The sequence below is a fragment of the Pseudomonas sp. PLB05 genome (genome assembly GCF_021106615.1).
GTDB classification, from domain to species: Bacteria; Pseudomonadota; Gammaproteobacteria; order Pseudomonadales; family Pseudomonadaceae; genus Chryseomonas; species Chryseomonas benzopyrenica.
Genome location: NZ_JAJOHO010000005.1, coordinates 121,604 through 147,956, shown reverse-complemented (window position 1 = coordinate 147,956; position 26,353 = coordinate 121,604). Strand labels below are relative to the sequence as shown.

The window sequence follows — 26,353 nt, the reverse complement described above, 5'->3', positions numbered from 1 at the left end:
TTTTCTCTCACGTCCTGACAGGAGATCTCTCATGGCCGTTGCCAATGCCAAGCAAGAACTCAAGACCGTTTCCAGCGTCAAGCAGAAAGCCCATCAAGGCGAAGACGCCACCCTGCAGAACCAGCAGGCCGTAGGCGAAGCCCTGGCCGTGCTGCTGTCCGATGTCTTCGCGCTGTACATCAAGACCAAGAACTACCACTGGCACATGAAGGGCTCGCATTTCCGCGACTACCATCTGCTGCTGGAAGAGCAGGCCACCCAGCTGTATGGCATCACCGACCTGATCGCCGAGCGTGCGCGCAAGATCGGTCAGCCTACCGTGCGCTCCCTGGAGCAGATGGTGCAACTCAAGCGTCTGGCCAGCAGCGATGCCACCGATCTGTCGGCGGATCAGATGCTGACCGAGCTGCACGACGACAACCAGTCGCTGGCCGCCTACATGCGCACCACCCACACCCTGACCGACGACGCCAATGACGTCTCCACCACCAGCCTGCTGGAAGAGTGGATCGACCAGGCCGAAGAGCGCGCCTGGTTCCTGGGTCAGACCGTCGGCAAATAAGCCACGGTCGCTTCCCGAAAGCCCGTCTCTGGACGGGCTTTTTCATGGGCGTCTTTCAGCGCCACGGGGCGCTGCTGATACTGCCGCGGCGTACAGCCGAATTCGCGCCGAAACACCGCGTGCAGGTACTGCGCCGAGGTGAAGCCGCAGCGTCGGGCAACCTCGGCTAGGCTCGGCGCCTCTTCCTGCAGGGCGACGGCGGCCGCGGCCAGCTTGAAGCCGAGGATCTCGTCATGAACGCTGCGGCCGAGTTCGCGGCGAAAGGACGTCTCCAGCGCCGAGCGAGAGATGCCGACATAGCTGGCGACCTGCTCGGTCTTGATGCCCTGGCAGGCGTATTGCCGGATGAAGTGCAGGGCGCGCATCACCTGGGGATGGCGCACCGCCTGGTGGCGACTGGAGGCCTGGACATTGATGCCCTCCGGCGGGATCAGCACCCGCGGCGCACCCAGCTCGACCCCGTGCAGCCGCTGGTGCAGCAGGCGCGCCGCCTCGCGACCGATGGCCTCGGTGCCCTGGATCACCGAGGTCAGAGGGACGCGGGTCAGGGTGCGCGCCAGGGGATCGTTGTCGATCCCCACCAGCGCCACCTGTTCCGGCACCGGGATGCCGGCGGTGAGGCAGGCCTGCAGGAGTTGCCGCGCCCGGGCGTCGGTGACTGCCAGGATGCCCACCGGCTTGGGCAGCGCCTCCAGCCAGGCGATCAGCTGTTCCACGGCCGTGTCCCATAGCGGCGCGCTGGTCTCCAGGCCGCTATAGATTTCCACCGGCAGGCCATCGCGGCGGAGCAGGGCGGCAAAGGCCGCCTCGCGCTCGCCGGCCCAGCGATTGGTCTCGGCGGCCGGCAGGCTGAAGCAGGCGAAGCGGGTCAGCCCGGATTCGATCAGGTGGTCATAGGCCAGTCGCACCAGGGCGGCGTTGTCGGTGGCCACATAGGGGATGCCGGGCGGGTAGTCCCCAGGGGTCGCGTAGGAGCCGCCGACGGCCACCACCGGCAGGGTGCTGTGAGCCAGGGCGGCGCTCACCGCCGGATCGTCGAAGTCGGCGATGATGCCGTCCCCCTGCCAGCGCTCGATGCCCTTGAGTCGACAGAGGAAATCCTCTTCCAGGAACAGATCCCAGCGCGCCCGGGTGCCGCTCAGGTAGTTGCCGATGCCGGCCAGGATGCCGCGATCGTAGATCTTGCTGCCGTTGAACAGCAGGGCGACGCGGTGGACGGGCGGCTGGCTGGGCATGGCGGATTTCCGGCAGGAAGCGCGGGCGGGGCTCCAGACTACGACCGGCGCCTGGACTCCTCAAGCGGCAAAATCGCACCTGGCTCTGGTGATTTTCACAATAGGCAGTCCAGGTGGCGGCGCTACCATCGAGACAAACCGGTACGCCGTATCGGGTGCGACAGATAAGAACAAGGACAACGTCATGGCTTATTTCCCCAATGTCGAAAAGGTCCGCTACGCCGGGCCCGACAGCGATTCCCCGCTTGCCTTCCGCCACTACGAGGCCGATCGCCTGGTCATGGGCAAGCCCATGCGCGAGCACCTGCGGATGGCGGTCTGCTACTGGCACACCTTCGTCTGGCCGGGTAGCGATGTCTTTGGTCAGGGCACCTTCCAGCGGCCCTGGCAGGCAGCGGGTTCGCCCCTGGAGCAGGCCCGCGCCAAGGCCACCGCGGCCTTCGAATTCTTCAGCAAGCTGGGTGTGGACTACTACTGCTTCCACGACACCGACGTCGCCCCCGAAGGCGCCAGCTTCACCGAGTACCGCGAGAACTTCGCCCGCCTGGTGGACGATCTGGAGCGCCACCAGAGCGAGTCCGGCCTCAAGCTGCTGTGGGGCACCGCTAACTGCTTCAGCCACCCGCGCTACGCCGCCGGCGCCGCCAGCAACCCCGATCCGGAAGTCTTCGCCTGCGCGGCCACCCAGGTCTGCACCGCGATGAACGCCACCCACCGCCTGGGCGGCGAGAACTATGTACTGTGGGGCGGTCGCGAAGGCTACGAGACCCTGCTCAACACCGACCTCAAACGCGAGCGCGAGCAACTCGGCCGCTTCATGCAGATGGTGGTGGAACACAAGCACCGCATCGGCTTCCAGGGCGATCTGCTGATCGAGCCCAAGCCCCAGGAGCCGACCAAGCACCAGTACGACTATGACGTGGCCACCGTCTTCGGTTTCCTGCAGCAATTCGGGCTTGAAAAGGAGATCAAGGTCAACATCGAGGCCAACCACGCCACCCTGGCTGGGCACAGCTTCCAGCACGAGATCGCCAGCGCCGTGGCCCTGGGCGTCTTCGGCAGCATCGACGCCAACCGCGGCGATCCGCAGAACGGCTGGGACACCGACCAGTTCCCCAACAGCGTCGAGGAGATGACCCTGGCGATCTACGAGATCCTCAAGGGCGGCGGCTTCACCCGTGGCGGCTTCAACTTCGATGCCAAGGTCCGGCGCCAGAGCCTGGACGACGTCGACCTGTTCCACGGCCACGTGGCGGCCATGGACACCCTGGCGCTGTCCCTGGAACGCGCCGCAGCACTGTTGCAGGACGACCCTCTGGGTAAGTTCAAGGCCGAGCGCTATGCCGGCTGGGACCAGTCCCTTGGTCAGCGCATCCTGGGTGGTCAGCTGAGTCTGGAACAACTAGCCGAGCACACCTTCAGCCAGGGCTTGGCGCCCCAGCCGGTGAGCGGTCGCCAGGAGCTGCTCGAAGGCGTGGTCAATCGCTATCTGTATCGCTAGCGACCGCGCGAGCGGGTCGGCAGAAATGCCTGCCTGACCCGCTTGTGCCAGCCCGCTGAATCGTTACACTCGAATCCGTTCGCCCGCTCCACAACAACAATAACCAAGGACGCCACCATGAACTTCAAGACGACCCTGCTTGCCGGTCTGCTCGCCCTCTGCACCACCGGTTTCGCCCAGGCCGACGCCCAGCATCCCAAGATCGGTTTTTCCATCGACGACCTGCGCCTGGAGCGCTGGGCCCGCGACCGCGACTATTTCGTCGCTGCCGCCGAGCAACTCGGGGCCAAGGTCTATGTGCAATCCGCCGACGCCAACGAACAGCGCCAGCTGTCGCAGATCGAGAACCTGATCTCCCGCGGCGTGGACGCCATCGTCATCGTGCCCTTCAACGCCACGGTGCTGAACAACGTGGTGGCCGAGGCCAAGAAGGCCGGGGTCAAGGTGATCTCCTATGACCGCCTGATCCTCAACGCCGACATCGACGCCTATATCTCCTTCGATAACGAGAAGGTCGGCGAGATGCAGGCCGGTGGCGTGCTCAAGGCCCAGCCCAAGGGCAACTTCTTCCTGCTCGGCGGGGCGCCCACCGACAACAACGCCAAGATCCTCCGCCAGGGCCAGATGAAGGTCCTGCAGCCGGCCATCGACAAGGGCGACGTCAAGGTCGTCGGCCAGCAGTGGGTCAAGGAGTGGAACCCGACCGAGGCCCTGGCCATCGTCGAGAACGCCCTGACCGCCAACGACAACAAGATCGACGGCATCGTCGCCTCCAACGACGCCACCGCCGGCGGCGCCATCCAGGCCCTGGCCGCGCAGAAGCTGGCCGGCAAGGTGGCCGTGTCCGGTCAGGACGCCGACCTCGCCGCCATCAAGCGGGTGATCGCCGGCACCCAGACCATGACCGTCTACAAGCCGCTCAAGCTGATCGCCTCCGAGGCAGCCAAGCTGTCGGTGCAACTGGTGCGCAACGAGAAGCCGGCCTTCAACTCCAGCTACGACAACGGCACCAAGAAGGTCGACACCCTGCTGCTCACGCCCACCGAGCTGACCAAGGACAACGTCGACCTGCTGGTCAAGGACGGCTTCTACACCCAGGCCCAGATCGACGGCAAATAACCACTGGCCACCGGCTGGTCGCCTGACGCCTGGCGTCGGGCGGCCCCTGGGCAAGGAGCGGCCATGGCCGACTATCTGCTGGAAATGCACGGCATCGCCAAGAGCTTTGGCGGAGTGCGGGCGCTGGACGGCATCGATCTCAAGGTGCGTCCGGGCGAATGCGTAGGGCTGTGCGGCGAGAACGGCGCCGGCAAGTCCACCCTGATGAAGGTGCTCTCGGCGGTCTATCCCCACGGTACCTGGGAAGGCGAGATCCGCTGGGACGGGCGGCCCCTGGAAGCCCAGTCCATCGCCGAATCCGAGGCGGCCGGCATCGTCATCATCCACCAGGAACTGACCCTGGTACCCGATCTGTCCGTGGCCGAGAACATCTTCATGGGCCACGAACCGCGCCGCTTCGGCGGGCGGCTGGACTATCCCACCATGCTGCAGCGCTCGGCCGAGCTGATGCGCCGGCTCAAGGTGCCGGACATGAACGTGGCCCTGCCGGTGTCCCAGTACGGCGGTGGCCTGCAGCAACTGGTGGAAATCGCCAAGGCGCTGAACAAGAACGCCCGGCTGCTGATCCTCGACGAACCGACCTCGGCGCTGACCACCTCCGAGATCGCCGTGCTGCTGGACATCATCCGCGACCTCAAGGTGCAAGGTGTAGCCTGCGTCTACATCTCGCACAAGCTCGACGAGGTGGCGGCCATCTGCGACACCATCACGGTGATCCGCGACGGCAAGCACATCGCCACCACCCCCATGGCCGAGATGGACATCGACCGCATCATCACCCAGATGGTCGGCCGCGCCATGACCAACCTCTATCCGCAGATCCCCCGCCAGATCGGCGAGGTAATCTTCGAGGCGCGTCGCTTCACCTGCCTGGACGTCGACAATCCCCAGCGCAAGCGCGTCGACGACGTCTCCTTCGCTGTGCGCGCCGGCGAGATCCTCGGCATCGCCGGGCTGGTGGGGGCCGGGCGCACCGAACTGGTCTCGGCCATCTTCGGTGCCTACGACGGCCGCTACGAGGGCGAGGTCTGGCTCCATGGCCAGCGCATCGACACCCGTACCCCACTGAAATCCATCCGCGCCGGCCTGTGCCTGGTGCCGGAGGATCGCAAGCGCCAGGGCATCATTCCCGACCTGGGGGTGGGCTCCAACATCACCCTCACGGTGTTGGACAGATTCGCCCACCTGAGCCGCATCGACAGCGAAGCGGAACTGTCCTGCATCGACGCCGAGATCGCCCGGCTGCAACTCAAGACCAGCAGCCCCTTCCTGCCCATCACCGGCCTTTCCGGTGGCAATCAGCAGAAGGCGGTGCTCGCCAAGATGCTGCTGGCGCGGCCCAAGGTGCTGATCCTCGACGAGCCCACCCGCGGCGTCGACGTCGGCGCCAAGTTCGAGATCTACCGGCTGATCGGCCTGCTCGCGGCGGAGGGCGTGGCCATCGTCATGGTCTCCTCGGAGCTGGCCGAGGTGCTCGGCGTCTCCGACCGGGTGCTGGTGCTCGGCGAAGGCCGGCTGCGCGGCGATTTCCCCAATGAGAATCTGACCCAGGAGCGGGTACTGGCCGCCGCCCTGGGTACCACCGAACGGGCGGTCGCCCAAGCCCGGGAGCACTTCTGATGCACGCCGTGAAACAGCTGTTCACCCGTTACAAGATGCTCGCCCTGCTGATCGCCGTGGCCCTGATCTGGCTGTTCTTCAGCTGGCAGACCGAAGGCGGCTTTGTCACCCCGCGCAACCTTTCCAACCTGCTGCGGCAAATGTCCATCACCGGCATCCTCGCCTGCGGCATGGTGCTGGTGATCATCGCCGGCGAGATCGACCTGTCGGTGGGCTCGCAACTCGGCCTGCTCGGCGGAGTGGCGGCGATACTCGACGTCACCTACCACGTGCCCCTGCCGATCACTCTGCTGGCGGTGGCCGCCGGCGGTCTGCTGATCGGCCTGATCAACGGCTACCTGAGTGCCTATCGGGGGATACCGTCGTTCATCGTCGGCCTCGGCGGCATGCTGGCCTTTCGCGGCGTGCTGCTGGGACTCACCGGCGGCGTCACCGTCGCGCCGGTATCGCCGGAGCTGGTCTACCTCGGCCAGGGCTATCTGCCGCCGGTGGTGGGCAGCGTCCTGGGCGTGCTGCTGTTCGCGGTGGCCGTGGTGCTCACCTGGCGCCAGCGCAGCAAGCGCAAGACCCTGGGGCTGAGCCTGGCGCCACTATGGCGCGACGTGCTGCGGGTGGTGGTGATCGGCGTGGTGCTGGTGGCCTTCATCCAGACCCTCAACCGCTACGACGGCATCCCGGTGCCGGTGCTGATCCTGCTGGTGCTGCTCGGGGTATTCAGCTACATCACCAGCCAGACGGTGTTCGGTCGGCGCATCTATGCGGTGGGCAGCAACCTGGAAGCCACGCGGTTGTCGGGCATCAACGTCCGGGCGATCAAGCTCGGCATCTTCGGCCTGATGGGCGTGATGTGCGCCCTTGCCGGCCTGGTCAACACCGCTCGCCTGGCCGCCGGCTCGCCCTCGGCCGGCACCATGGGCGAACTGGACGCCATCGCCGCCTGCTTCATCGGCGGCACCTCCATGCGCGGCGGCTCGGGCACCGTCTATGGCGCCTTGCTTGGCGCCCTGGTGATCGCCAGCCTGGACAACGGCATGTCCATGCTCGACGTGGACAGCTACTGGCAGATGATCGTCAAGGGCAGCATCCTGGTCCTGGCGGTCTGGGTCGACGTCAGCACCCGCACCAGCCGGCGCTGAGCGGGATGGCCAGCGGGAGATGAGGCTGCGCCGTCATGCACCCTACGGCAGGCTAGCTATTGCTCCGAATGACCCCCTCTTCCCTTGGGAGAGGACCGGGGTGAGGGCCGACGCCTCACGGATCGCAGCCATGGGCCGCTCCTACAGGGGAGGCATCCCGCGATTACTCCTCTGTCTGCCTCGCACTGTGTTGCCCCCTCTCCCTTGGGAGAGGGCCGGGGTGAGGGCCGACGCCTCGTGGATCGCGGCCATGGGCCGCTCCTACAGGGGAGGCATCCCGCGATCACTCCTCTGTCTGCCTCGCGCTGTGTTGCCCCCTCTCCCTCTGGGAGAGGGCTGGGATGAGGGCGGCTCAACAGGCGCTTGATCCCCCCTGCGATCTCCGCTCAGCTCTCGAACCGCTGCACCCGTGGACCGCGCTGGCGCAGGTCGGCGAGGCTTTCCGGACTCAGGGTGCCGATCGCACGATCGAGGTCGCGCTGTAGATCCTTGATCACGGTGGCCAGCGTGGTCTGGCATTCCAGGTTGCACAGGGGGATCGCCTTGGTGACCGTGACCGCGCGGGCCGTGTCGGTGACGGTGAACAGCAGGGTGCGGTCGGCGCGGCGGGGGACGGCCAGGCAGGAATGCGGGCTGAACGCGGTAATCAGCATATCAATGGCGTTTTGCATGGGCAGCTCGTCCTTGTTGTGACCGTGAAAGCGTGCGACTCAGACGTCACCGTGCGCTGAAAGGTTCAGTCCAGAGCGATTGCGCGATGCCCCTTTCATCCTATGAGCCTGCCCCGGCACTTAATCGGTCTTGGTGGCTGACGTAGTTGCAGGCAGCTGCCGCCGCCGTGCTCGGGGGTAAGCCAGGCGCCGCGCCATCCATCCCCGGCCTTTGACGCCCGTGCCGGGCTGCGGCAGAGTGCGCGCCCTTCTGGTGGTGCGGAGCTGGCGATGAATGCGGTGGTGGTAGCGGTAGGACTCATGCTGGTCTTGAGTCTGGCCCGGGTGCACGTGGTGGTGGCGATGATCGCCGGCGCGGTGGCCGGTGGCCTGGTGGGCGGCCTGGGGCTGGAGGGCACCCTGCTGGCCTTCAACGCCGGCCTGGGCAATGGCGCCAAGGTGGCGCTCTCCTATGCGCTGCTGGGCGCCTTCGCCGTGGCCATCAGCCAGTCGGGTTTGGCCCACATGCTGGCCGATCGCGCCCTGGCGCTGATGGAGCGTCAGGCTGCCCAGGGCGGACGCTCGCTGCGCTGGGCATTGCTCGGCCTGCTGCTGGCGGTGTCCATCGCCTCGCAGAACATCCTGCCCATCCACATCGCCTTCATCCCGCTGCTGGTGCCACCGCTGCTCTATGTGCTGACGCGCCTGGAGCTGGACCGGCGGCGGCTGTCCTGCGTCATGACCTTTGGCCTGATCGCCCCCTACATGTTCCTGCCGGTGGGCTTCGGCAGTCTCTATCTGCACGACATCCTGCTGGCCAGCGTGGCCCGCGCCGGGGTGGACGTCAGCGGCGTCGATCCCAGCCGCGCCATGTTCTTGCCGGCCCTGGGCATGGTGGTCGGCCTGCTGCTGGCGGTCTTTGTCAGCTATCGCCGACCGCGCCAATACGACCTGAGCCTAGTGGCGCGCACCGAGCGGGCCGACCGGCCCTACAATGGCCGCACCCTGCTGGTGGCGCTGATCGCCGTGATCGCCGCCTTTGGCGTGCAGCTCTGGCTGGACTCCATGATTCTTGGCGCCCTGGTCGGCTTCGTGGTCTTTACCGCCACCGGCGTGGTGCGCTGGCGCGAGGCGGACGATCTGTTCAGCGAGGGCGCGAAGATGATGGCGGTGATCGGCTTCATCATGCTGACCGCCGGCGGCTTCGCCGAGGTGCTCACCGCCACCGGCCAGATCAAGGACCTGGCCGCCACCGCCGCCGGCCTGATCGGTGACAACCGCGCCCTGGGCGCGCTGCTGCTCCTGCTGCTGGGCATGCTGGTGACCCTGGGCATCGGCTCGTCCTTTTCCAGCGTGCCCATCCTCGCCGCCATCCTGGGTCCGCTGTGCCTGCACCTGGGCTTTTCGCCGCTGGCCATCGTCTGCCTGATCGGCACCGCCGGTGCCCTCGGCGACTCGGGTTCGCCGGCCTCGGATTCCACCCTGGGCCCCACCTCGGGCCTCAACGTCGACGGCCAGCACAGCCATATCTGGGACACCGTGGTGCCGTCGTTCCTGCACTTCAGCCTGCCGATGCTGCTGTTCGGCTGGGCCGCGGTGCTGCTGCTGTAACTGGCGATTGCCGCCTGGGCGAAAAGCCCCGGCTGGGCGGGTCCAAGGCGTACAGCCAAGGAGCCGCCCATGTCCAGCCCCGCCTTCAATGTCGAACCCCTCACCGCCGCCGACCTGCCCGCCACCACCGAGGTGGTGCGCCTGGCCTTCGCCACCTGGATGGGCGCCGCCGAGCCAGGCGAATTCTGGAACGACCGCGACTATGTGCGCAGTCGCTTCGCCGCGCCCCACACCGCCTGGTTCAAGGCCCTCGACGGCGAGCGACTGGTTGGCGCGGTCTGCGTCACCCGCTGGGGGCGCCACGGCATCCTCGGGCCGCTGGCCGTGCATCCGGACTATTGGGACGCCAAGGTGGCCAAGGCGCTGATGGGCGCCGCGGTCGAGCAACTCGATGCCTGGCAGCTGGTGCATGCCGGACTCTTCACCTTTCCCGACAGTCCGCGCCACCTGGGGCTCTACCAGGGCTTCGGCTTCTGGCCGCGTACCCTGACCGCGGTGATGGCGCGTCCGCTGCAAACACAGGCGGCACCGCCTGCACTGCGCTTTTCCCTGTCGGCCGAGCCCGACCGGCTGCTGGCAGCCTGCGCCGAGGTGGGCCGGGCCAATGCGCCAGGGCTGGATGTCTCCGCCGAAATGGCCGCGGTGCGTGAACAGCAACTCGGCGAGAGTCTGCTGCTGCAGGACGCGCAGGGCCGGGCGGAGGGCTTCGCCGTCTGCCATTTCGGTCCCCACAGCGAGGCGGGCACCGGGGTCTGCTATGTGAAGTGCGCGGCGGTCCTGCCCGGTACGGGGGCCGAGGCGCGCTTCGCCCGGCTGATCGCCGCCTGCGACGGCCTGGCCCGGGACCATGGCCAGCAGCGCCTGCTGGCCGGCGTCAACACCGCCCGCCTGGGGGCCTACCGCTGGCTGCTGGCGCAGGGATTTCGCAGCGAGATCCTCGGCATCACCCTGCACCGGGGCGAGGCTCATTACGATCATCCCAAGGTCTGGTTGCTGGACGACTGGCGTTAGGCCTTGGTGCTGTCCTCAGCGGTCTTCTTGCGCGACCGGCTGCGCGGCTTGGGTGCCGGCGGGGCGACGCTGCTCTGGATGCCGCCGACCTGGGTCAGGTTGTCGTCGGGCTGGTCTTCCAGTTCGCGATTGGCCCGGAACCAGTGCTCGAAATCCTGGCCATGGGGACGACCTTCGCGTTCCCAGATTTCATAGGCGCGCTGGCGGATGCGTTCTTCGAGTGTCATACCGGTAACCTCTGGCAAAAGGCAAGGGAGAGCGGTCGGCAGGACCGGCGCTCATCCTGACTAGGCCCGGGACGACAGTGGAAAGTTTCTCCAAGATCCCAACCATCCCGGCCCTCTTGCCGCTTGCAGGGCTCTGGCATGCCGCTTCAGCGGCCAAGACCGTTCGTCGGTACCCGGCTAGCCCTGCCAGGCGCGGCGATAGGCGCCCGGTGCCACCCCGTAGGCCTGCTTGAATTGGCGATTGAGATGGCTCTGGTCGGCGAAACCCAGCTGCAGGGCCACTTCCAGCGGCGCCCAACCGGCGCGCAGCAGGCCCTGGGCGCGGGTCAGGCGCTGCTGCTTGAGCCAGGCGTGGGGCGGCAGGCCCGTGGCCCGGCGGAACACCCGCAGGAAATGAAAGGGCGACAGCCCCACCGCCTGTGCCAGCTCTTCGAGACTGGGCGGTTGCTGCAGGCGCGCGCCGAGCAATTCGCGGGCATGCTGCACCGCCAGGGGTTCGTGGCCGGGTTCTGCCAGGGCACCCAGGCGGGCATGGCGCCCGAACAGCAGCAGCAGCGCCTCGCGCCAGACGGTCTGCTGTTCCAGGGCCTCGGCGTCACCATCGGCCAGTCGATGCAGCTGGCTGAAGGCCGCGCTCACCTGGGGATCCTGCAGCACACTGGTGGCGAAGGCCGGGGTGGCATCGAGCGGGCGTCCCAGCTCGGCGAAGACCGGCGCCAGCTGCGCCAGCGTCGGATAGAAGCCGCGGTACTGCCAGCCTTCCTCTACCGCCGTCGCCCCGGTGTGCAACTCGTCCGGATTGATCAGCACCATGCTGCCGGTCGCGGCCAGGTGTTCGGCGCCGCGATGACGAAAGCGCTGGGCGCCGCGTTCGATCACGGTGAACACATAGCCTTCGTGCACATGGGGGGCGAAGCGTTGGCGGCGGTACCGGGCATGCAGCAACTCGACACCGCCCAGTCCGCGCGCCGTCCAGAGGCGGGCGTTTTCTTGTGGTCCGTTCATGAGACTCTCAGGGCATCGACCGTGCCCGATTCCACCTTACCGCGCTACAGCAACCAGCGCAGTAGATAGAACACCCCCATGCTCAGGATCACCGTGGTCAACACCTGCCGGGTCCACAGCATCAGCCCCACCGCGGCCAGGCCCGCGAGCAGATAGGGATCGACCAGGGTCGCGACCAGCGACTTTTCGCCCGAGAACAGGAGAGGGCCGCAGATGGCGGTGAGCATCCCCGGCACGGCGAATTCCAGGAAGGTGCGCAGGCGGCGCCCCAGGTGTAGCGGCAGGCGCGGTTCGAGAAAGAGATAGCGATTGAAGAAGACCAGGGCGGCCATGCCCAGCACGGTGGCGAGGATCATTGCAGGCGCTCCCGCAGACGCCGCACCAAGAAGCCCACGCTCATGCCCGCCAGTCCGCCCAGCACCAGGGCGCCCTGCCACTGCAGGTGATGCAGCCAGACCGACACCAGCAGCGCGGTGAGCACGCAGGCGACCGTGGCTAGGTCACGCACCAGGGGCACCACCAGGGCGATGAAGGTGGCGGCGATGGAAAAATCCAGGCCCAGGGCGCCCAGGTTGGGCAGCACTCGCCCCAGCAGCAGGCCGGCCAGGGTGAAGAGATTCCACAGCAGGTAGAAGCTCAGGCCCATGCCCAGGGCGCGCCAGCGGTCGAAGCCCGCCGGTTGTTCGGCATGGTTAAGGGCGAAGAATTCGTCGGTGAGCAGAAAGCCGAAGCCCAGGCGCCAGGGCAGTGGTTGGGGCGCCAGCACCCGTCGCATATGCAGGCCATAGAGCAGGTGCTGGGAGGTCAGCAGCAGGGTGGTCAGTAGGATGGTGGCCAGGCCCGCGCCGGCCTTGAGCATGCCCAGGGCCACCAGTTGCGCCGCGCCGGCGAACACCAGCAGGGAGAAGGCCTGGCCTTCCAGCACGCTGAGGCCGGTCTCGATGGCCAGGGCGCCGACCAGGATGCCCCAGGGCGCGCAAGCCAGCGACAGCGGCATGATCTGCCAGGCGCCCTGCAGGAAGGCGCGGCGGCGGGAAGCGGTCATCGGCAGGGCTCCGGATAGCGGGGAAACCCCAGAGTGACGCCCCGCGCCCCGGCCTGTCTTGAACGTTCTTGCGCTACTTCTCCAGCAGGGCGAAGAGTTCCAGGTACTGCTTGGTCAGCTTGTGGCCAGGGTCCAGATGGATCAGCGGACGATGCTGCTGGTGGGACTCGCGCATCTTCACCGAGGCCATCAGCGGCGCCGCCAATACCGGCAGGTCGCGCGCCTGGAGTTCCTCGATCAGCTGGCGTGGGGTGCTGGCCTGGGCGTGGTACTGGTTGATGACGATGCCTTCGACGGTGAGCCTGTCGTTGTAGTCCTCGCGGATCTCGTCCAGCTCCTCGATCAGGTCGTACAGCGCCTGCTGGGCGAAGACATCGCAGTCGAAGGGGATCAGGCAGCGATCGGCGGCGATCAATGCCGAGATGCTGTAGAAGTTCAGCGCCGGCGGGGTATCCAGGTAGATGCGGTCATAGTCTTCGCCGAGCTTGTCGAGGTACTTGGCGAGCTTCTGGATCTTGTACTTGGATTCGAGCTTGAACTGCAGCTCGGTCAGCTCGCCCGAGGCGGCGATCAGATCCAGATTCGGCCAGGCGGTGGCATGGATGTTGGCCTGGGCCTTCTTGCCGCCGCTCAGGGTCTGCTTGAAGAAGTCGGCGATGCCGTGGGGCAGGTCGTCGCCTACCTGGCCGGTGAGGTACTGGCTGGAGTTGGCCTGGGGATCGAGGTCCACCAGCAGGGTGCGATAGCCCTCGTGGGCGCTGATGGCCGCCAGGTTGCAGGCGATGCTGGACTTGCCGACGCCACCCTTCTTGTTGAAGACCACGCGGCGCAGGGCATGACCGGCTGGAGAGCTGTGTGCGTTCATTGAGTCGTCCCGACAGAAATGGAAAGCCAGAGGCACAAGGCCCGATCGACCGTTTCGCTTATACCGAAACGCCACGCTCGGACGATGACGAATTTATGGCCATTGCATGACAGCTGTATGACGAGACTAGCGCAACGGTGGAACCTTGGCGCCTGCTCGCCCTTCGAACTCGGCAAGCTTCCGCCGAGAATCCACCATGAATACCCGTCGACTTTCCACCTTGCTGCTGCTCGCCTGTGCTCCCCTGGCCCAGGCCGCCAACGATACCCAGTCGCCGGTACCGGTACCGGGTGCCCCTGCCCAGACCGATACCCGGGTGCTCGAAGCCGGCGCCGATGTCTTGCAGCGCAAACCGCCCATCGCCGCCCTCAACACTTACCTGGACGGCTTCCATTTCTACAATGGCCATCCCCACGGCCAGATGGAAGCCCACCACTATTGCAGCGTCCTGGGCGAAGAGATGTTCCAGTGCGTGATCTACGACGGCAACGTCGCCGACGCCAAGCTGATGGGGGTCGAGTACATCATCAGCGAGCGGCTGTTCAAGACCCTGCCCGAGGCCGAGAAGGCGCTCTGGCACAGCCATGTACACGAGGTGAAGTCGGGTCAGCTGGTCGCACCCGGCGTGCCCCAGGTGGCCGAGCACCGGCTGATGGACAAGCTGGTGCACACCTATGGCAAGACCTGGCACACCTGGCATACCGACCAGGATCTGCAGCTGCCCCTGGGCGTCCCCCAACTGATGATGGGCTTCACCGCCGACGGCCAGCTCGATCCCAAGCTGCTCGCCGAACGTGACCGCCGCCTGGGCATTTCCAGCACCGAAACCAAGGCCGCCCGCGCCGATCTGCCAACCCCCACGGTCGCCCCCGGCGCCGACGCCTGGCAACAGGGCAAGGTCATCCAGCTGCAGGACCCCACCGGCCAATTGCACAACCACGATGGCGAGCACACCGAGCAGGGCGTCAATACCAGTTCGAACAAGCCCTGAGGCTTGGGTTAGGCTCCGGTCAGGTAACCCTCTGGAGTCCGCCCATGTCCTTGCCCACGTTGTATACGCCCCGCCTGCTGCTGCGCCCCTTGCAGCTGGAGGATGCCGGGGTGATCCAGCGGATCTTTCCGCAGTGGGAGATCGTGCGGTACCTCTCGGCCAGGGTGCCCTGGCCCTATCCCGCGGACGGTGCCCTGAGTTTCGTCCGTGATCTGGTCCTGCCCGGCATGGCCGCGGGTACTCACTGGTGCTGGACGCTACGGCTGCAGGCGCGACCGGACGAGCTGATCGGCTTGGCCAGTCTGCAGGAGGAGCCGGACAACCAGCGCGGCTTCTGGCTCGATCCCGGATACTGGCGGCAGGGTTTCATGAGCGAGGCCTGTGTCGAGCTCAATCGCTACTGGTTCCAGACACTCGCACGACCGAGTCTGCGGGTGACCAAGGTGATCGCCAACGAAGGCTCCCGCCGGCTGTCGCAGCGCGAAGGCATGCAGCGTATCGCCTGCCTGGAGATGGACAGCGTGAGCGGACGGCTCCCCGCGGAGTGCTGGGCGCTCACCCGGGCGCAGTGGTTGGCGCAGCAGGGGTAGTCACGGGCCCACGCGCCGCCGTCCCACACGCCTGGCAGAAGTGTGCGAAGGCGCTCTTGCGCGTCTGGCAGGCGCCGCAGTGGTCGTGCAGGCCGATGCCGCAATGTGGGCAGAAGTCGATCCCCGCATCCTTGAGGTCCACCGGTCGCTCGCAGCCCGGGCAGACGCCCTTGGCCAGGCGCGCCAGGGCGGTGTCGTAGTGCAATTCCTCGCGGCGCACCGTATCCGGCTGGGCTTCCTTGAGCGCCAGGCGGGCGCGGTAGTCCTGCAGCGCGCGGATGGCATGGCGTCCACCCAGCACCGTCAGCAGGATGCCCACCAGATAGCGCACATAGCCGCCATAGCTGGGCAGATAGGGCACCAGCTCGACGAAAAAGGCGAACAGCGCGAAGAAGATGAAGCCCCAGACGAAGGGCCACCAGGTGCTCTTGCGCTGCCGGACGAACAGCCAGGCCGCCACCGCCAGCAGTGGCAGGGTCAGGGCCAGACGATAGAGAAAGACCCGCAGCTCGGCCTGCTGGCGGGCCTCCAGCCAGGCGGACTGCGCCGACTCGCCAAGGGTGGCCAAGGTACGCTCAGCGGCGTTGGCGCGCTGCTCGGCATCCAGCAGCGCCTGTTCCTGGCGTTCGACCTGCTGCTCGGCTCGGCGCTCACCGGCCTTGAGCTCGTCCAGGGCGCGGCTACGGGCGATCAGCTCGGCGTCCTGCTCGGGGCGCTGGGTGCTCTGGCGGGTGGCCAGCCAGTTGTCGAAGGTCTCGCGGTTGGCCCGGTAGCTGCGCGCCGCCGCGGTCTGCTGCAACTGGGCCTGGTCGAGGGCGTCCTGGGCCGTGCGTCGAGCCTGGTGCGCCTGGCGCTGGTCCCCACGCGCCGTGGCGGTGGCCACCGGGTCCATGAAGTCTTCCAGACCTTGCTGGCGCTCGACCTGGGGCAGATCGCCGACCAGGGTGCCACCCAGGCCGATCAGAAAGCCGGCGAACACCAACGCCAGCAGCCAGAGGCCGCGATTGAACCACTTTTCCGAAAGCCGCAACGATTTGCCCATGGATCCCTCCTGGTCGAAAGAAGGCTCAGCTTAGCCGCTCCCTGGTCCTCTCGCTCAGGCCAGCTTGATCGCCACCACCCCGGCGGCGAGGCCGGCGCCGATCTGGATCAGGCTGGCGGTGAGAAAGCGATCGAGACCGATCTTGAGCAGGGCGTTCCAGCCGGCGTGCAGCAAGGCGGCGAGCAGTACCAGGGCGAACAGGGGCGTGGTCACGAGGCCTCCAGTCTAGCCCAGGGCGCCTTCCAGGAGGCCGCCCATGGCGCCAGAACCCCCGACGCCGCACACTGGCGGTCGTTTTCGCTACCGCGCCAGGATGGCCGCCATGAATCCCTCTGCTGCTCTTCCGCCCCTCGCTCCGCCCGTGACGCCACGCCACGGTGCGGTCGGCCTGGCGCTGGTCGCCGGGCTGTCACTGCTGGCTGGCATGACCGATGCCATCGGCTTTCTCGCCTCCGGCAATTTCGTTTCCTTCATGAGCGGTAATACCACCCGTCTAGCGGCCGATGTGGCGGCGGGTCGTTGGGCTGCCGTGGGGCACCTGGCGTTGGCCATCGCCACCTTCGTGCTGGGCAACGCCGGCGGCGTGCTGCTGCAGCGGCTGACCCGCCAGCGCGCCTGCCTGCTGCTCGGCCTGCTGGCCCTGCTGCTGGCCCTGGCGGCCAGCCTGTCCGCGGGGCGCCTGGCGCTGCTGACCGGGGTGTTCGCCATGGGCATGGTCAATGCGGTGGTGGAGCAGGTCTATGGCCTGCCCATCGGCCTCACCTACGTCACCGGCGCCCTGTCGCGCTTCGGGCGCGGTCTGGGCCACTGGCTGCTGGGCGAACGCCGTCGCGGCTGGCGCATCCAGCTGGTGCCCTGGCTGGGCATGCTGCTGGGCGGGGTGCTGGGCGCTGCCCTGGAGGCGGGCCTGGGTCTGGCGGCCTGGTATGCCTGCGCGGCACTGGCGGCAATTCTGGCGGTGATCTTTCGCCTGATCCCGCGAGCCTGGCAACTGGGTTATCTGGCGTCATGAGCGAAGCGACCCCTGCCCTGGGCGTCAGCGCCCGCGATCCCGAACTCGGCCAGGCCAAGGTTCGCCTGGCCTTCATCCTGCCGGCCTCGGCCTACATCATCGGCGCCTGGGCCTGCGGCCTGTTCGGTAGCGCCATCCTGCTGGCCAACCTGCTGTGCTACGCGCTGTTCGCCGTGGTGGCCATCGGGCTGTTCTTCGAGGTCCGGCGGCGGCCGGGGGTGAAGCCCTGGCGGCGCCTCCTGGCCATGAGCCTGGACTTCAGCGCCATCACCTTTTCCTCCATCACCAGCGGCGAGGCCCTGCTGCCACTGTTCGGCGTGCTGCTCTGGGTCACGGTGGGCAATGGCCTGCGCTATGGGCGTGGCTACCTGTTGCTGGCCACCGGACTGTCACTGACCGCCCTGGCCGCCATCATCGCCGGGATGCCTTTCCTGCAGCGCTATCCCACGGTGGCCCTGATGATGCTGGTGACCGCGCTGCTGGTGCCCGGCTACGTCTATTTCCTGCTGACCCGCATCCAGGATTCGCTGCGCGAGACCCAGGCGGCCAACCTGGCCAAGGCGCGCTTCCTGGCCCAGGCCAGCCATGACCTGCGCCAGCCGATCCATTCCATCGGCCTGTTCACCGCCTGCCTGCGCGATGGCCAGCTGAGCGCCGAGCAAGGCCGGCTGGTCGACAACATCGACCGCTCCCTGCTGGGCGTCGAACAGCTGTTCCGCTCGCTGCTGAACATCTACACCCTCGATCAGCAGCGGGTCAGCCCGCGGCGTACGGTGGTCGATCTGGATACCCTGTTCGGTGACCTGGTGCAGCAGAACGCCGAGGCGGCGCGCTGGGCCGGGGTGGAGATCCGCTGGCGCGCCTGCGGGCTGCAGGTCTACAGCGATCCGGCGCTGCTGCTTACCTCGCTGCAGAATCTGCTGTCCAACGCCCTCAAGTACGCCCCGGGCAAGCCTCTGCTGCTGGCGGTGCGGCGGCGCCAGGGCCAGCTCGCCCTGGTGGTCTACGACCAGGGGCCGGGCATCGCCGCCGAGCACCTGCCGCATCTGTGCGAGGAGTTCTACCGGGTGCGGGAGACACGGGATCGCGACATCGAGGGGGTCGGCCTTGGCCTGTCCATCGTGCAGCGCATCGCCACCTTGCTGGAACTGCAGCTGATCATCCGCTCGCGGCCCGGGCGGGGCACGGCGGTTAGCCTCCAGGGATTGCCACTGGCCGCCGTGCCGCTGGAGGCGCGGCCAAGACCGGCGAGCGGCCCCCAGCACCTGCTCGCCGGCTGGCGGGTGTTGCTCATCGAAGACGATGCCAATGTGCTGCTGGCCACCGCGACCCTGCTGCGCAGCTGGGGCTGCGAGGTCGCCACCGCCACCAGTATCCCCGCCGGCGCCGTGGCCTGCGACCTGGTGATCACCGATTTCGATCTGGATCGCAGTGCCTCGGGTGCCGACTGCATCGCCTATCTCAACCGGCTGCAGGGCCGCCGTATCCCGGCCATCGTGGTGACCGGCCATGACATCCCGCAAGTCCAGCAGACGCTAGGCGATGCCGAGATTCCGGTGCTGGCCAAGCCGGTACGACCGGCGGAGTTGCGCGCCCTGCTGCTGGCCTTTCGCGTCGCGGCTACCTAAGCGGACGCTGGGCGCCGAGGCCGGTCTTGGCGCCAAAGGCGGCCGCTGCGGCGCGGGTGCCGACGCCCAGGGTGCGCAGCAGCGCGGACACATGGATGCGCACGGTAAAGGGCGAGATGGTCAGGATCCGCGCGATCTCCTTGTTGCTCAGGCCCTGGGTGATCAAACCGAGTACCTCCAACTGCCGCGGCGTCAGCGCCTGCAGCCGGTTATCGGGTGCCAGGCTGGTCGGGGCCAGACTCGGCGTGGCGTAGCGCACCACCGGTTGCCCGGCGAGACAGTCGGCGATGGCCTCGGCCATGGCCGTCGGCGGCAGGGCCTTGCCGATGAAGCCATCCACGCCCGCCGCCAGGATGTGCTCGATCACCGTGGCGTCTTCGAGCATGGAGACCACGATCAGAGTGCTGCGCTTGAATTCCTGGCGCAGGGCGCGCAGCGAAAAGCTCAGATCCTGCCCGGGATAAAGCAGGTCCAGCAGCAGCCCGCTAGGCGGCTCGCCCTGGCGCGCCAGTTCCAGGACCTGTTGCAGGCTGTCGGCCTGCTCCACCTGCGCCTGTGGCTGCAGCTGACGCAGGATGCGCACCAGGCCTTCACGAAACAGCGGATGGTCGTCAGCGACGATGAAACGTTGCATCTCTGGCTATCCTGGGGCTCTGGACACCGGTCGCAACGCCGGGGTGGCCCAAAACTTCTAGTCTAGCGCAGGCCCCAAGGGTGGACCACTTGGTAAAACGCCTGCGCCGCCACAGCGCTCAGCCGTTTTGTGCCATGCCGCGCGGCGCGGCCAGTGGCTCCGGCAGGTCCTGCACGGGACCTGCGCCCAGTTGCCGCCGCATCAGCCACTCGAAGGCGCCGGTCAGCAGCAGCGCCGCACAGGCCAGTCCAAATGCCAGGCCCCACCAGACGCCATGGGGGCCGATACCCAACCGGACGCCCAGCAGCCAGGCGCCACTGGCGCCGATCAGGCAGTAGCAGAGCAATCCGCCGTAGAAACCCAGGCGCGCCTGACGGATGCCGCGCAGCGCTCCCTGGGCGATGCTCTGGGTGCCATCGAAGATGACGAACACTGCCGCGATCAGCACCAGCTGCCGCGCCAGCTCGCTGACCGGGCTGTGGCCATCCGGCAGAAACAACCCCACCAGCCAGGCGGGAAAGCTCCAGAACAGCAGGGCGATGCCCAGCATCACCAGCGCGCCGCCGCCGATCGCCAGCCGCCCCACCAGCAGGGCCTCGCGCGGCCGCCCGGCGCCCTGGTGCTGGCCGATACGGATGCTGGTGGCGTAAGAGAGGCCGGCTGGCAACATGAACACCAGATACACCAGCTGATTGGCGATCTGATGGGCCGCCAGGGCGGTGGCGCCGAGGGCACCCATGCACAGCGCCGCGGAGAGGAACAGGCAGGCTTCCACCGCATAGGTGCCACTGATCGCCAGGCCCTGGCCGAGGGTATCGGCGAGGGCGCGACGATCCGGGCGGCGCAGATAGCGGTGCAGGGGATAGGCGGCATAGGCCGGATGGCGAGCGATATACAGCGCCAGGCCCAGGGCTGCGCCATTCATCACCACCGCCGTCACCATGCCGATGCCTGGCAGCCCGGGTTGCGGCAGGCCACCCCAGCCGTGCAGTAGCGCCAGGTTGAACAGGGCATTGAGCACCGCGGCGCCGAGCACGATGGTCAGCACCGGTCCGGGTCGCTCCAGGGCGCTGGTGAAACCGCGCAGGGTCATGAACAGCAGATGGCCGGGCAGGGCGAAGGCTAGGCAGCGCAGGAAGACGCCGGCCGCCTGACGACTCTCTTCCGGCTGGCCGGCCAGGGCCAGCAGCGGTTCGCTGTGCCACAGCAGGGTGCCGGCCAGCAGCGCCAGCACCGCGGCGATCCAGATCCCCGCCGCCGTCACCGCCGCCACGCCTTCGATATCGCCCGCGCCCCGGCGCAAGGCCGCCAGATTGGCCACCGCGGTGATCACCCCCACGCAGATCACCGAGACGAAGGAATAGACCGCCGCCCCCAGGCCACCACCGGCCAGAACTGCCGGGCCCAGGCGGCCCATCATCAGGGTGTCGGTGAAAACCATGGCTACATAGGCCAGCTGCGCACCGATCAGGGGCAGGGCGAGGCGCAACAGCGCGAGCAACTCGTGACGCGGCAGAGACATGGGTGGATCTCGCTGAGCAGGGCCGACTTTGACAAGAACTCATTGTTGGATGCGGTCGCGCCTTCCACAATCGGAAAATAGCCATGCCATCCATGAGTCAGAGTCATGCCCGACGTCCCCTCGCGGCTGCCGCCGCTGTATGCCCTGCGCGCCTTCGAGGCCGCTGCTCGCCATGGCTCCTTCACCCGCGCGGCTCAGGAGTTGTCGCTGACCCAGAGTGCGGTCAGTCGCCATGTGCGGACGCTGGAGGAGACCTTTGGCTGCCGCCTGTTCGAGCGCGCCGGGCGGCAGCTGGCGCTGACCGAACCCGGCAAGCTGCTCTTGCCGGGCCTGAGCGAGGGCTTCGAGGCGCTGGCGCGAGCCTGCGGCAATCTCGCCGTGGCCGAGGGCACCCTGAGACTCAAGGCGCCCACCACCCTGTCGCTGCGCTGGCTGCTGGCGCGGCTGGCGCGTTTTCGCCAGCTCAGTCCGCAACTGGACATCCAGCTCACCAGTGTCTGGATGGCCAGCGACCGGGTCGATTTCGTCCATGAGCCCTTCGATTGCGCGGTGCTGCTCGGCGACGGACGCTTCCCGGCGGACTGGGAAGTGGTGCCACTGTTCGAGGAATGGCTGGTGCCAGTCTGCTCGCCGGCTGCCGCCCGGGAAGGCGTCTGGGACCTGGCGCGCCTGCAGCGGGAGGAGCTGCTGCATCCTACCTTAGACCGGCGCGACTGGCGCCGCTGGCTGCAGGCCATGGGCCTGACCCAGGCGGTGTCCCTGAGTGGTGGCCAGGTGTTCGACACCCTGGAGCTGGGCATGGCCGCTGCCGCGCGTGGCTACGGGGTTTCCATCGGGGATCTGGTGATGCTGGCCGAAGACGTGGCGGCCGGGCTCATCGCCTTGCCCTGGCCCGAGGCGGTGGCCAGCGGCGATGCCTATTACCTGGTCTGGCCACGCAATCGTCGGGGGCAGGCACGCGTTCGCCAGCTGGCTGACTTCCTGCAGCGGGAAGTGGCGTCCCAGAGCCTCCCAGAGGTCGCTCGCCACAAATAAGGCGCCAGGCATCCGTCATTCGCTTTAGTTCGCGATGCTCCAGCCGATAAACTAATCGTTCATCGCTAAGAAGACCGCCGTAGAGCGGTTCGTCCTGATGTAGACCCTTGCCCTCAAATTTCGTACTGCCCTACAGGGATGTAGGTGCTTTGGAGCCCCCTATGGTCATATCCCCGCGTCGTAGTATCGCCCGACAACTTGCCTTGGCCCTCAGTCTGGTACTGATTGTCGTGATCGCCGGCAGCTGTCTGTTCGCCCTGCATGCCTTGAGCGTGTCCATCGAAGGTACCCAGCGCAAGCACCTGGGCAGCGAGGCCCGGCTGCTCTCCGATCAGCAGCAGACCTTTCTCAGTACCCTGAAGATCAGCACCCAGCGGCTGGCCAACCTGTTCGAACGTCGCTTCGATGGTGGCCTGACGCGTGGCAGCGAACGCACCGTCGTCGCCGGCACCGATACCCCGGTGCTGCTCTACAAGGGTGAAGTGCTGAACAACGACTTCACCCAGGTCGATGATTTCACCCGCCTCACCGGCGGTACCGCCACCATTTTTGTGCGCGATGGCGAAGACTTCACCCGCATCACCACCTCGCTAAAGAAGCAGGACGGCAGTCGCGCCATCGGTACCCGCCTGGACCGCAAGCACCCCGGCTATGCCGGCCTGCTCCAGGGCCAGACCTACGTCGGTCGCGCCCAGCTGTTCGGCCGCTCCTACATGACCCAGTACAGCCCGGTGCGTGATGCCCAGGGCCAGATCATCGCCGTGCTCTATGTCGGCTTCGACTACACCGACGCCCAGGCCCAGCAACTGGCCCAGCTGACCCAGCTGCGCATCGGCGAGACCGGCTCCCTGGCCCTGCTCGACGAACAGGGCAACTGGCTGGTGCCACCGGCCAATGCCAAGCAGGCCAACGAGCTCCTCGCCGCCCTCAAGAACGATCCCAAGCAGCGTGAACACAGCTGGCGGGACGGTAATGAAGAATTCCTCAGCGTCAGCACCCCGGTCGCCGGTGAAGGCTGGACCGTGGTCGCCACCCTGCCCAAGGCCGAGCTGGACGCACCGGTACACGCGGTTGGCCTGCGCCTGGCCATCGGCAGCCTGATCGCCCTGGTGCTGGCGGTGGTCGCCTCGGTCGTGCTGCTGCGCCGCAAGCTCAGCCCGCTGGGCCAGCTGGTGGAGCGGGCCCAGGCCCTGGGTCGCGGTCAGCTCAGCGTGCGCGTCGAGGCGCGCAGCCACGACGAGATCGGCGAACTCGCCCAGAGCTTCAACCAGATGGCCGATGCGCTGGCCTCCACCGTCGAGCAGGTTCGTGGCTCCTCGCGCGCGGTCACCGAGCGCTCCCAGCAACTGAGCCAGCTCTCCGACCAGACCCTCAGACGCTCCGCCGAGCAGTCCACCCAGATCGACAGCATGGCCAGCGCCGTGGAGGAATTCAGCGCCACCGCCCAGAATATCGCCGACGGCATGCAGCGCACCGAGCGTCTGGTGCAGGAAAACGCCCAGCAGACCCGCACCGGTACCCAGGCCATGCAGGGCGCCTCGGGCGCCCTGGAGCAGATTGCCGATTCCCTGGCCAGCACCGCCGAACTGATCAAGGGCCTGGATGGCCGCTCCCAGCAGATTGGCGGCATCATCGGCGTCATCAGCGGGATCGCCGAGCAGACCAACCTGCTGGCGCTCAACGCGGCCATCGAAGCGGCCCGCGCCGGTGAGCAAGGCCGTGGCTTCGCCGTGGTCGCCGATGAAGTCCGGCAATTGGCCGGTCGCACCAGCGAGGCCACCCGCGAGATCTCCCAGATGATCGGCGCGGTGCAGGGCGAAACCCAGCGCGCCATGGGCGCCATCGACGAAGGCAATCGCCTCATGGAGCAGGGCCTGGCGCGTAACGCCGATGTGGCCCAGGCGCTGCGCAGCATCGACCAGCAGGTCGCCGAGGCGGTGGAGCAATTCTCCGGCATCGCTCAGGCCACTGCCGAGCAGAGCACCACCGCCACGGCGCTGAGCCGCAACATCCAGGCGATCGCCGTGGACAACGCCGCCCAGCGCGATGCCGCCGAGGTCCTGGCCGGTACCGCTGGCGAGCTGCGGCACTTGGCGGAAGACCTGAGCGCCGAGGTAGGCCGCTTCAGCTAACCGGATCTTTCTAGCAGAACCGAAAGGGAGGCTTAGGCCTCCCTTTTTCATTCCTGCGCACCTTGGCGCTTGCCTGCCTGCAATACTCTGACTACTGTATGCAAATACAGTATAAGAGGAGGGGTGTCATGGGCGTATCCAACGAGGCGGTGCAGGCCGTCGAACGCATGCTGACCACGCTACGGGCGGAGCGCGACGACTATCGCGAGCTGGCCCACCAATGGCGGGCCATGTGCTTCGAGCTGGCCCAGGAAAACCAGGCGCTGCGAGATCGGCTGCAGGAGCCGCCGCGGCACTATGGTCCGCCTGCCGGCGCCTAGTGACTCGCCCGATACTGCAGCGCTTCGGCTAGCTGCGCCCGCTGGATCTCGGCCTGGCCGGCCAGATCGGCCAGGGTGCGGGCTACCTTGACCACCCGGTGCAGGGCGCGCAGGGACAGATTCAGGCGTTCGCCGGCGCCTTCCAGCCAGCGCTGATCGGCTTCGCTCAGGACACATACCTGGTGCAGCTGATCGAGGCCGAGCAGGGCGTTGGGGCGGCCCTGGCGCGCCAGTTGGATGGCCCGGGCCTCGGCGACCTGGCGTGCGGCCTCCGCCGTGGTGAGTTCGGCAGCCGGTGAGGCGCCCAGGCGCAGGTGCTCGCGGGCCACGGTCAGGTGCAGGTCGATGCGGTCCAGCAGCGGACCGGACAGCTTGCCTCGATAGCGCTGGATCTGCTCCGGACTGCAGCGACAGCGGCCGCTGGGGTCGCCCAGGTAGCCGCAAGGACAGGGATTCATCGCCGCCACCAGTTGGAAGCGCGCCGGAAAGCGTACCCGCTCGCGCGCCCGGGCGATGACGATCTCGCCACTTTCCAGGGGCTCGCGCAGCACCTCCAGCACCTTGCGATCGAATTCCGGCAACTCGTCGAGAAACAGCACCCCGCGATGGGCCAGGGTGATCTCGCCAGGGCCAGGGCGGCTGCCACCGCCCACCAGCGCCGGACCCGACGCCGAATGGTGCGGCTGACGAAAGGGTCGCTGCGGCCAGTGTTCCAGCGGCTCGGGTCCGGCCACCGAATGGATGGCGGCCACCTGCAGCGCCTCTTCTTCGTCCAGGGGCGGCAGGAGCCCTGGCAGGCGGCTGGCGAGCAGGGTCTTGCCGGTTCCCGGCGGTCCGGCGAGCAGCAGGTTGTGGGCACCGGCTGCAGCTACCACCAGGGCACGCTTGGCCGCCTGCTGTCCCTGGACCTCGGCGAGATCGGGATAGGGCAGCGGGGTGCGCAGCAGGCCGCTGGGCCGATAGGGCGCCAGCGGCGCCTGGCCGCTCAAATGGCCGGCGAGCTCCAGCAGGTGATCGACCGCCAGCACCGTCAGGCCGCTGGCCAGGCAGGCTTCTTCGGCATTGGCACGAGGCACCACCAGGATACGGCCCGCCGTTCGGGCGGCCAGCGCCGCCGGCAGTACGCCGCGAATCGCCCGCACCGCGCCCGACAAGGCCAGCTCCCCCAGGCATTCGTAGCCGTCGAGGCCTTGCGCCGGCAGCTGCCCGCTGGCGGCGAGGATGCCGATGGCCAGGGCGAGATCGAAGCGCCCGCCGTCTTTAGGGAGATCGGCGGGAGCGAGATTGAGGGTGATGCGGCGACTGGGGAATTCGAAACCGGCCGTGAGGATGGCGCTGCGCACCCGATCCTTGGCTTCGCGCACGGCGGTCTCCGGCAGGCCCACCAGAGTGAGGGCGGGCAGGCCATTGGCCAGGTGCGCCTCGACCACCACCGGCGGCGCTTCCACGCCCACCTGGGCGCGGGTATGAACGAGGGCAAGCGACATGATCTCTCCTTGATCGTGCTTCGCTAGACAGCAGGCCGCACCATCCTGGCGCGCCTTTAAGGTCAGTCGGCGGCGGCGACATCCGTGGCCGGGGTCACCGGCGGCTTCACGTCCTGGCTCCGGCTGTTCTCCAGCTCGTTCAGACGCGCTTCGAGAGCCTCCAGACGCGCACGCGTGCGGGCCAGCACCGCCATCTGCGCATCGAATTCATCACGGCTGACCACATCGAGCTTGCTCAGCGCACCCTGGAGCAGGGCCTTGAACTGGCTCTCGATTTCCGCCTTGGGCAGCGGCGAGTCCTGACCGAACAGCCGGCTGGCCTGCTGAGTCAGGGAGTCGAACAGCGAACGGGTCGTGGACATGGTTATTCCCT

The 26,353-nt window shown here is 67.5% G+C and carries 26 protein-coding genes and 1 pseudogene; 14 read left to right on the top strand and 13 right to left on the bottom strand.

All coding sequences use genetic code 11. The features are described 5' to 3' along the window. Positions 1–31: 31 nt before the first annotated feature. Entirely contained in the window at positions 32–562 is a 531-nt protein-coding gene (locus LRS53_RS20765) for a Dps family protein (protein ID WP_017639603.1), read from the top strand. Here the strand turns inward: LRS53_RS20765 and LRS53_RS20760 are convergent. Next, positions 544–1,797 carry a XylR family transcriptional regulator gene (locus tag LRS53_RS20760; RefSeq protein ID WP_231357168.1) on the bottom strand — a complete coding sequence of 418 codons (1,254 nt, stop codon included), beginning with the start codon at positions 1,795–1,797 and terminating at the stop codon, positions 544–546. The two genes, LRS53_RS20765 and LRS53_RS20760, sit on opposite strands and share 19 nt — an antisense overlap. Positions 1,798–1,981: 184 nt before the next feature. Here LRS53_RS20760 and xylA point away from each other — a divergent pair, with 184 nt between their 5' ends. The 4 genes from xylA (at position 1,982) to LRS53_RS20740 (ending at position 7,173) form a co-directional block, all read left to right on the top strand. After that, positions 1,982–3,298, top strand: coding sequence for a xylose isomerase (gene xylA / locus LRS53_RS20755; protein WP_231357167.1), 1,317 nt, complete (start codon positions 1,982–1,984; stop codon positions 3,296–3,298). Between the two features lie 117 nt (positions 3,299–3,415). Continuing rightward, positions 3,416–4,417: a D-xylose ABC transporter substrate-binding protein gene (gene xylF / locus LRS53_RS20750; protein ID WP_231357166.1), complete on the top strand. Its 1,002-nt coding sequence runs from the start codon at positions 3,416–3,418 to the stop codon at positions 4,415–4,417. Positions 4,418–4,480: 63 nt separating this feature from the next. Further along, entirely contained in the window at positions 4,481–6,037 is a 1,557-nt protein-coding gene (xylG, locus tag LRS53_RS20745; protein ID WP_231357165.1) for a D-xylose ABC transporter ATP-binding protein, read from the top strand. Beyond that, positions 6,037–7,173, top strand: coding sequence for a sugar ABC transporter permease (locus LRS53_RS20740; protein ID WP_093255041.1), 1,137 nt, complete (start codon positions 6,037–6,039; stop codon positions 7,171–7,173). Before xylG ends, LRS53_RS20740 begins: the two co-directional genes overlap by 1 nt. Before the next feature lie 386 nt (positions 7,174–7,559). Here LRS53_RS20740 and LRS53_RS20735 read toward each other — a convergent pair whose 3' ends face one another. Further along, a complete protein-coding gene (locus tag LRS53_RS20735; protein ID WP_231357164.1) occupies positions 7,560–7,844 on the bottom strand; it encodes a hypothetical protein in 285 nt (94 codons plus the stop codon). A 270-nt stretch (positions 7,845–8,114) separates the two neighbouring features. Here LRS53_RS20735 and LRS53_RS20730 point away from each other — a divergent pair, with 270 nt between their 5' ends. Further along, the gene (locus LRS53_RS20730) at positions 8,115–9,434 is read left to right on the top strand and encodes a Na+/H+ antiporter family protein (protein ID WP_160924216.1); all 1,320 of its coding nucleotides are present in this window, start codon (positions 8,115–8,117) and stop codon (positions 9,432–9,434) included. Positions 9,435–9,503: 69 nt separating this feature from the next. Next, positions 9,504–10,445: a GNAT family N-acetyltransferase gene (locus tag LRS53_RS20725; protein ID WP_231357163.1), complete on the top strand. Its 942-nt coding sequence runs from the start codon at positions 9,504–9,506 to the stop codon at positions 10,443–10,445. Here LRS53_RS20725 and LRS53_RS20720 read toward each other — a convergent pair. From LRS53_RS20720 to LRS53_RS20700, 5 genes are all read right to left on the bottom strand, one after another. Then, a complete protein-coding gene (locus LRS53_RS20720) occupies positions 10,442–10,672 on the bottom strand; it encodes a DUF2934 domain-containing protein (protein ID WP_231357162.1) in 231 nt (76 codons plus the stop codon). The two genes, LRS53_RS20725 and LRS53_RS20720, sit on opposite strands and share 4 nt — an antisense overlap. A 177-nt stretch (positions 10,673–10,849) precedes the next feature. Then, positions 10,850–11,677 carry an AraC family transcriptional regulator gene (locus tag LRS53_RS20715; protein WP_231357161.1) on the bottom strand — a complete coding sequence of 276 codons (828 nt, stop codon included), beginning with the start codon at positions 11,675–11,677 and terminating at the stop codon, positions 10,850–10,852. Between the two features lie 44 nt (positions 11,678–11,721). Next, the gene (locus tag LRS53_RS20710) at positions 11,722–12,033 is read right to left on the bottom strand and encodes an AzlD domain-containing protein (RefSeq protein WP_231357160.1); all 312 of its coding nucleotides are present in this window, start codon (positions 12,031–12,033) and stop codon (positions 11,722–11,724) included. Next, complete coding sequence (locus LRS53_RS20705; protein ID WP_231357159.1) at positions 12,030–12,722, bottom strand: AzlC family ABC transporter permease; 693 nt, start codon at positions 12,720–12,722, stop codon at positions 12,030–12,032. The genes LRS53_RS20710 and LRS53_RS20705 overlap by 4 nt, the downstream gene beginning before the upstream one ends. 73 nt (positions 12,723–12,795) lie before the next feature. Then, positions 12,796–13,554, bottom strand: a complete 759-nt coding sequence (locus LRS53_RS20700) for a ParA family protein (protein ID WP_026083677.1) — start codon at positions 13,552–13,554, stop codon at positions 12,796–12,798. 229 nt (positions 13,555–13,783) lie between these two features. Here LRS53_RS20700 and LRS53_RS20695 point away from each other — a divergent pair, with 229 nt between their 5' ends. Together LRS53_RS20695 and LRS53_RS20690 are read left to right on the top strand one after the other, a co-directional pair. Continuing rightward, the gene (locus LRS53_RS20695) at positions 13,784–14,578 is read left to right on the top strand and encodes an OBAP family protein (RefSeq protein WP_017639588.1); all 795 of its coding nucleotides are present in this window, start codon (positions 13,784–13,786) and stop codon (positions 14,576–14,578) included. A 44-nt stretch (positions 14,579–14,622) separates the two neighbouring features. Then, positions 14,623–15,168, top strand: coding sequence for a GNAT family N-acetyltransferase (locus LRS53_RS20690; protein WP_231357158.1), 546 nt, complete (start codon positions 14,623–14,625; stop codon positions 15,166–15,168). Here LRS53_RS20690 and LRS53_RS20685 read toward each other — a convergent pair. Beyond that, positions 15,134–16,210 (bottom strand): serine endopeptidase, encoded by a 1,077-nt coding sequence (locus tag LRS53_RS20685; RefSeq protein WP_231357157.1) that lies wholly within the window; start codon positions 16,208–16,210, stop codon positions 15,134–15,136. The two genes, LRS53_RS20690 and LRS53_RS20685, sit on opposite strands and share 35 nt — an antisense overlap. A gap of 81 nt (positions 16,211–16,291) precedes the next feature. Further along, positions 16,292–16,423 (bottom strand): annotated as a pseudogene (locus LRS53_RS20680) (EamA family transporter); the annotation flags it as partial. A gap of 109 nt (positions 16,424–16,532) precedes the next feature. On the opposite strand from LRS53_RS20680, the gene LRS53_RS20675 reads away from it, so the two are divergent. After that, positions 16,533–17,222, top strand: a complete 690-nt coding sequence (locus LRS53_RS20675) for a YoaK family protein (RefSeq protein WP_231357156.1) — start codon at positions 16,533–16,535, stop codon at positions 17,220–17,222. Continuing rightward, positions 17,219–18,850, top strand: a complete 1,632-nt coding sequence (locus LRS53_RS20670) for an ATP-binding response regulator (protein ID WP_231357155.1) — start codon at positions 17,219–17,221, stop codon at positions 18,848–18,850. The genes LRS53_RS20675 and LRS53_RS20670 overlap by 4 nt, the downstream gene beginning before the upstream one ends. Here the strand turns inward: LRS53_RS20670 and LRS53_RS20665 are convergent. Both LRS53_RS20665 and LRS53_RS20660 read right to left on the bottom strand, forming a co-directional pair. Beyond that, complete coding sequence (locus tag LRS53_RS20665; RefSeq protein ID WP_231357154.1) at positions 18,843–19,484, bottom strand: LuxR C-terminal-related transcriptional regulator; 642 nt, start codon at positions 19,482–19,484, stop codon at positions 18,843–18,845. The genes LRS53_RS20670 and LRS53_RS20665 overlap by 8 nt on opposite strands. Before the next feature lie 118 nt (positions 19,485–19,602). Continuing rightward, positions 19,603–21,006, bottom strand: a complete 1,404-nt coding sequence (locus LRS53_RS20660) for a NorM family multidrug efflux MATE transporter (RefSeq protein WP_231357153.1) — start codon at positions 21,004–21,006, stop codon at positions 19,603–19,605. 105 nt (positions 21,007–21,111) lie between these two features. Between LRS53_RS20660 and LRS53_RS20655 the strand changes: the two genes are divergently transcribed. From LRS53_RS20655 to LRS53_RS20645, 3 genes are all read left to right on the top strand, one after another. Next, positions 21,112–22,041, top strand: a complete 930-nt coding sequence (locus tag LRS53_RS20655) for a LysR substrate-binding domain-containing protein (RefSeq protein WP_231357152.1) — start codon at positions 21,112–21,114, stop codon at positions 22,039–22,041. A gap of 161 nt (positions 22,042–22,202) precedes the next feature. Further along, the gene (locus LRS53_RS20650) at positions 22,203–24,173 is read left to right on the top strand and encodes a methyl-accepting chemotaxis protein (RefSeq protein ID WP_231357151.1); all 1,971 of its coding nucleotides are present in this window, start codon (positions 22,203–22,205) and stop codon (positions 24,171–24,173) included. A gap of 128 nt (positions 24,174–24,301) precedes the next feature. Further along, a complete protein-coding gene (locus LRS53_RS20645) occupies positions 24,302–24,493 on the top strand; it encodes a hypothetical protein (protein WP_027597468.1) in 192 nt (63 codons plus the stop codon). On the opposite strand, the gene LRS53_RS20640 is transcribed toward LRS53_RS20645, so the two are convergent. Next, complete coding sequence (locus LRS53_RS20640) at positions 24,490–25,980, bottom strand: YifB family Mg chelatase-like AAA ATPase (protein WP_184288875.1); 1,491 nt, start codon at positions 25,978–25,980, stop codon at positions 24,490–24,492. The two genes, LRS53_RS20645 and LRS53_RS20640, sit on opposite strands and share 4 nt — an antisense overlap. Positions 25,981–26,042: 62 nt before the next feature. Continuing rightward, the gene (locus LRS53_RS20635) at positions 26,043–26,342 is read right to left on the bottom strand and encodes an accessory factor UbiK family protein (RefSeq protein ID WP_064306842.1); all 300 of its coding nucleotides are present in this window, start codon (positions 26,340–26,342) and stop codon (positions 26,043–26,045) included. Between the last annotated feature and the right edge of the window lie 11 nt (positions 26,343–26,353).

Coding starts and splice junctions, on each gene's coding strand:
- LRS53_RS20670 (WP_231357155.1), top strand. CDS start 17,219: ATGAGCGAAGCGACCCCTGCCCTGGGCGTCAGCGCCCGCGATCCCGAA.
- LRS53_RS20685 (WP_231357157.1), bottom strand. CDS start 16,210: ATGGGCAAATCGTTGCGGCTTTCGGAAAAGTGGTTCAATCGCGGCCTC.
- LRS53_RS20695 (WP_017639588.1), top strand. CDS start 13,784: ATGAATACCCGTCGACTTTCCACCTTGCTGCTGCTCGCCTGTGCTCCC.
- LRS53_RS20660 (WP_231357153.1), bottom strand. CDS start 21,006: ATGTCTCTGCCGCGTCACGAGTTGCTCGCGCTGTTGCGCCTCGCCCTG.
- LRS53_RS20765 (WP_017639603.1), top strand. CDS start 32: ATGGCCGTTGCCAATGCCAAGCAAGAACTCAAGACCGTTTCCAGCGTC.
- xylF (WP_231357166.1), top strand. CDS start 3,416: ATGAACTTCAAGACGACCCTGCTTGCCGGTCTGCTCGCCCTCTGCACC.
- xylA (WP_231357167.1), top strand. CDS start 1,982: ATGGCTTATTTCCCCAATGTCGAAAAGGTCCGCTACGCCGGGCCCGAC.
- LRS53_RS20675 (WP_231357156.1), top strand. CDS start 16,533: ATGAATCCCTCTGCTGCTCTTCCGCCCCTCGCTCCGCCCGTGACGCCA.
- LRS53_RS20720 (WP_231357162.1), bottom strand. CDS start 10,672: ATGACACTCGAAGAACGCATCCGCCAGCGCGCCTATGAAATCTGGGAA.
- LRS53_RS20730 (WP_160924216.1), top strand. CDS start 8,115: ATGAATGCGGTGGTGGTAGCGGTAGGACTCATGCTGGTCTTGAGTCTG.
- LRS53_RS20645 (WP_027597468.1), top strand. CDS start 24,302: ATGGGCGTATCCAACGAGGCGGTGCAGGCCGTCGAACGCATGCTGACC.
- LRS53_RS20655 (WP_231357152.1), top strand. CDS start 21,112: ATGCCCGACGTCCCCTCGCGGCTGCCGCCGCTGTATGCCCTGCGCGCC.
- LRS53_RS20705 (WP_231357159.1), bottom strand. CDS start 12,722: ATGACCGCTTCCCGCCGCCGCGCCTTCCTGCAGGGCGCCTGGCAGATC.
- LRS53_RS20640 (WP_184288875.1), bottom strand. CDS start 25,980: ATGTCGCTTGCCCTCGTTCATACCCGCGCCCAGGTGGGCGTGGAAGCG.
- xylG (WP_231357165.1), top strand. CDS start 4,481: ATGGCCGACTATCTGCTGGAAATGCACGGCATCGCCAAGAGCTTTGGC.
- LRS53_RS20725 (WP_231357163.1), top strand. CDS start 9,504: ATGTCCAGCCCCGCCTTCAATGTCGAACCCCTCACCGCCGCCGACCTG.
- LRS53_RS20690 (WP_231357158.1), top strand. CDS start 14,623: ATGTCCTTGCCCACGTTGTATACGCCCCGCCTGCTGCTGCGCCCCTTG.
- LRS53_RS20650 (WP_231357151.1), top strand. CDS start 22,203: ATGGTCATATCCCCGCGTCGTAGTATCGCCCGACAACTTGCCTTGGCC.
- LRS53_RS20740 (WP_093255041.1), top strand. CDS start 6,037: ATGCACGCCGTGAAACAGCTGTTCACCCGTTACAAGATGCTCGCCCTG.
- LRS53_RS20665 (WP_231357154.1), bottom strand. CDS start 19,484: ATGCAACGTTTCATCGTCGCTGACGACCATCCGCTGTTTCGTGAAGGC.
- LRS53_RS20715 (WP_231357161.1), bottom strand. CDS start 11,677: ATGAACGGACCACAAGAAAACGCCCGCCTCTGGACGGCGCGCGGACTG.
- LRS53_RS20710 (WP_231357160.1), bottom strand. CDS start 12,033: ATGATCCTCGCCACCGTGCTGGGCATGGCCGCCCTGGTCTTCTTCAAT.
- LRS53_RS20635 (WP_064306842.1), bottom strand. CDS start 26,342: ATGTCCACGACCCGTTCGCTGTTCGACTCCCTGACTCAGCAGGCCAGC.
- LRS53_RS20735 (WP_231357164.1), bottom strand. CDS start 7,844: ATGCAAAACGCCATTGATATGCTGATTACCGCGTTCAGCCCGCATTCC.
- LRS53_RS20760 (WP_231357168.1), bottom strand. CDS start 1,797: ATGCCCAGCCAGCCGCCCGTCCACCGCGTCGCCCTGCTGTTCAACGGC.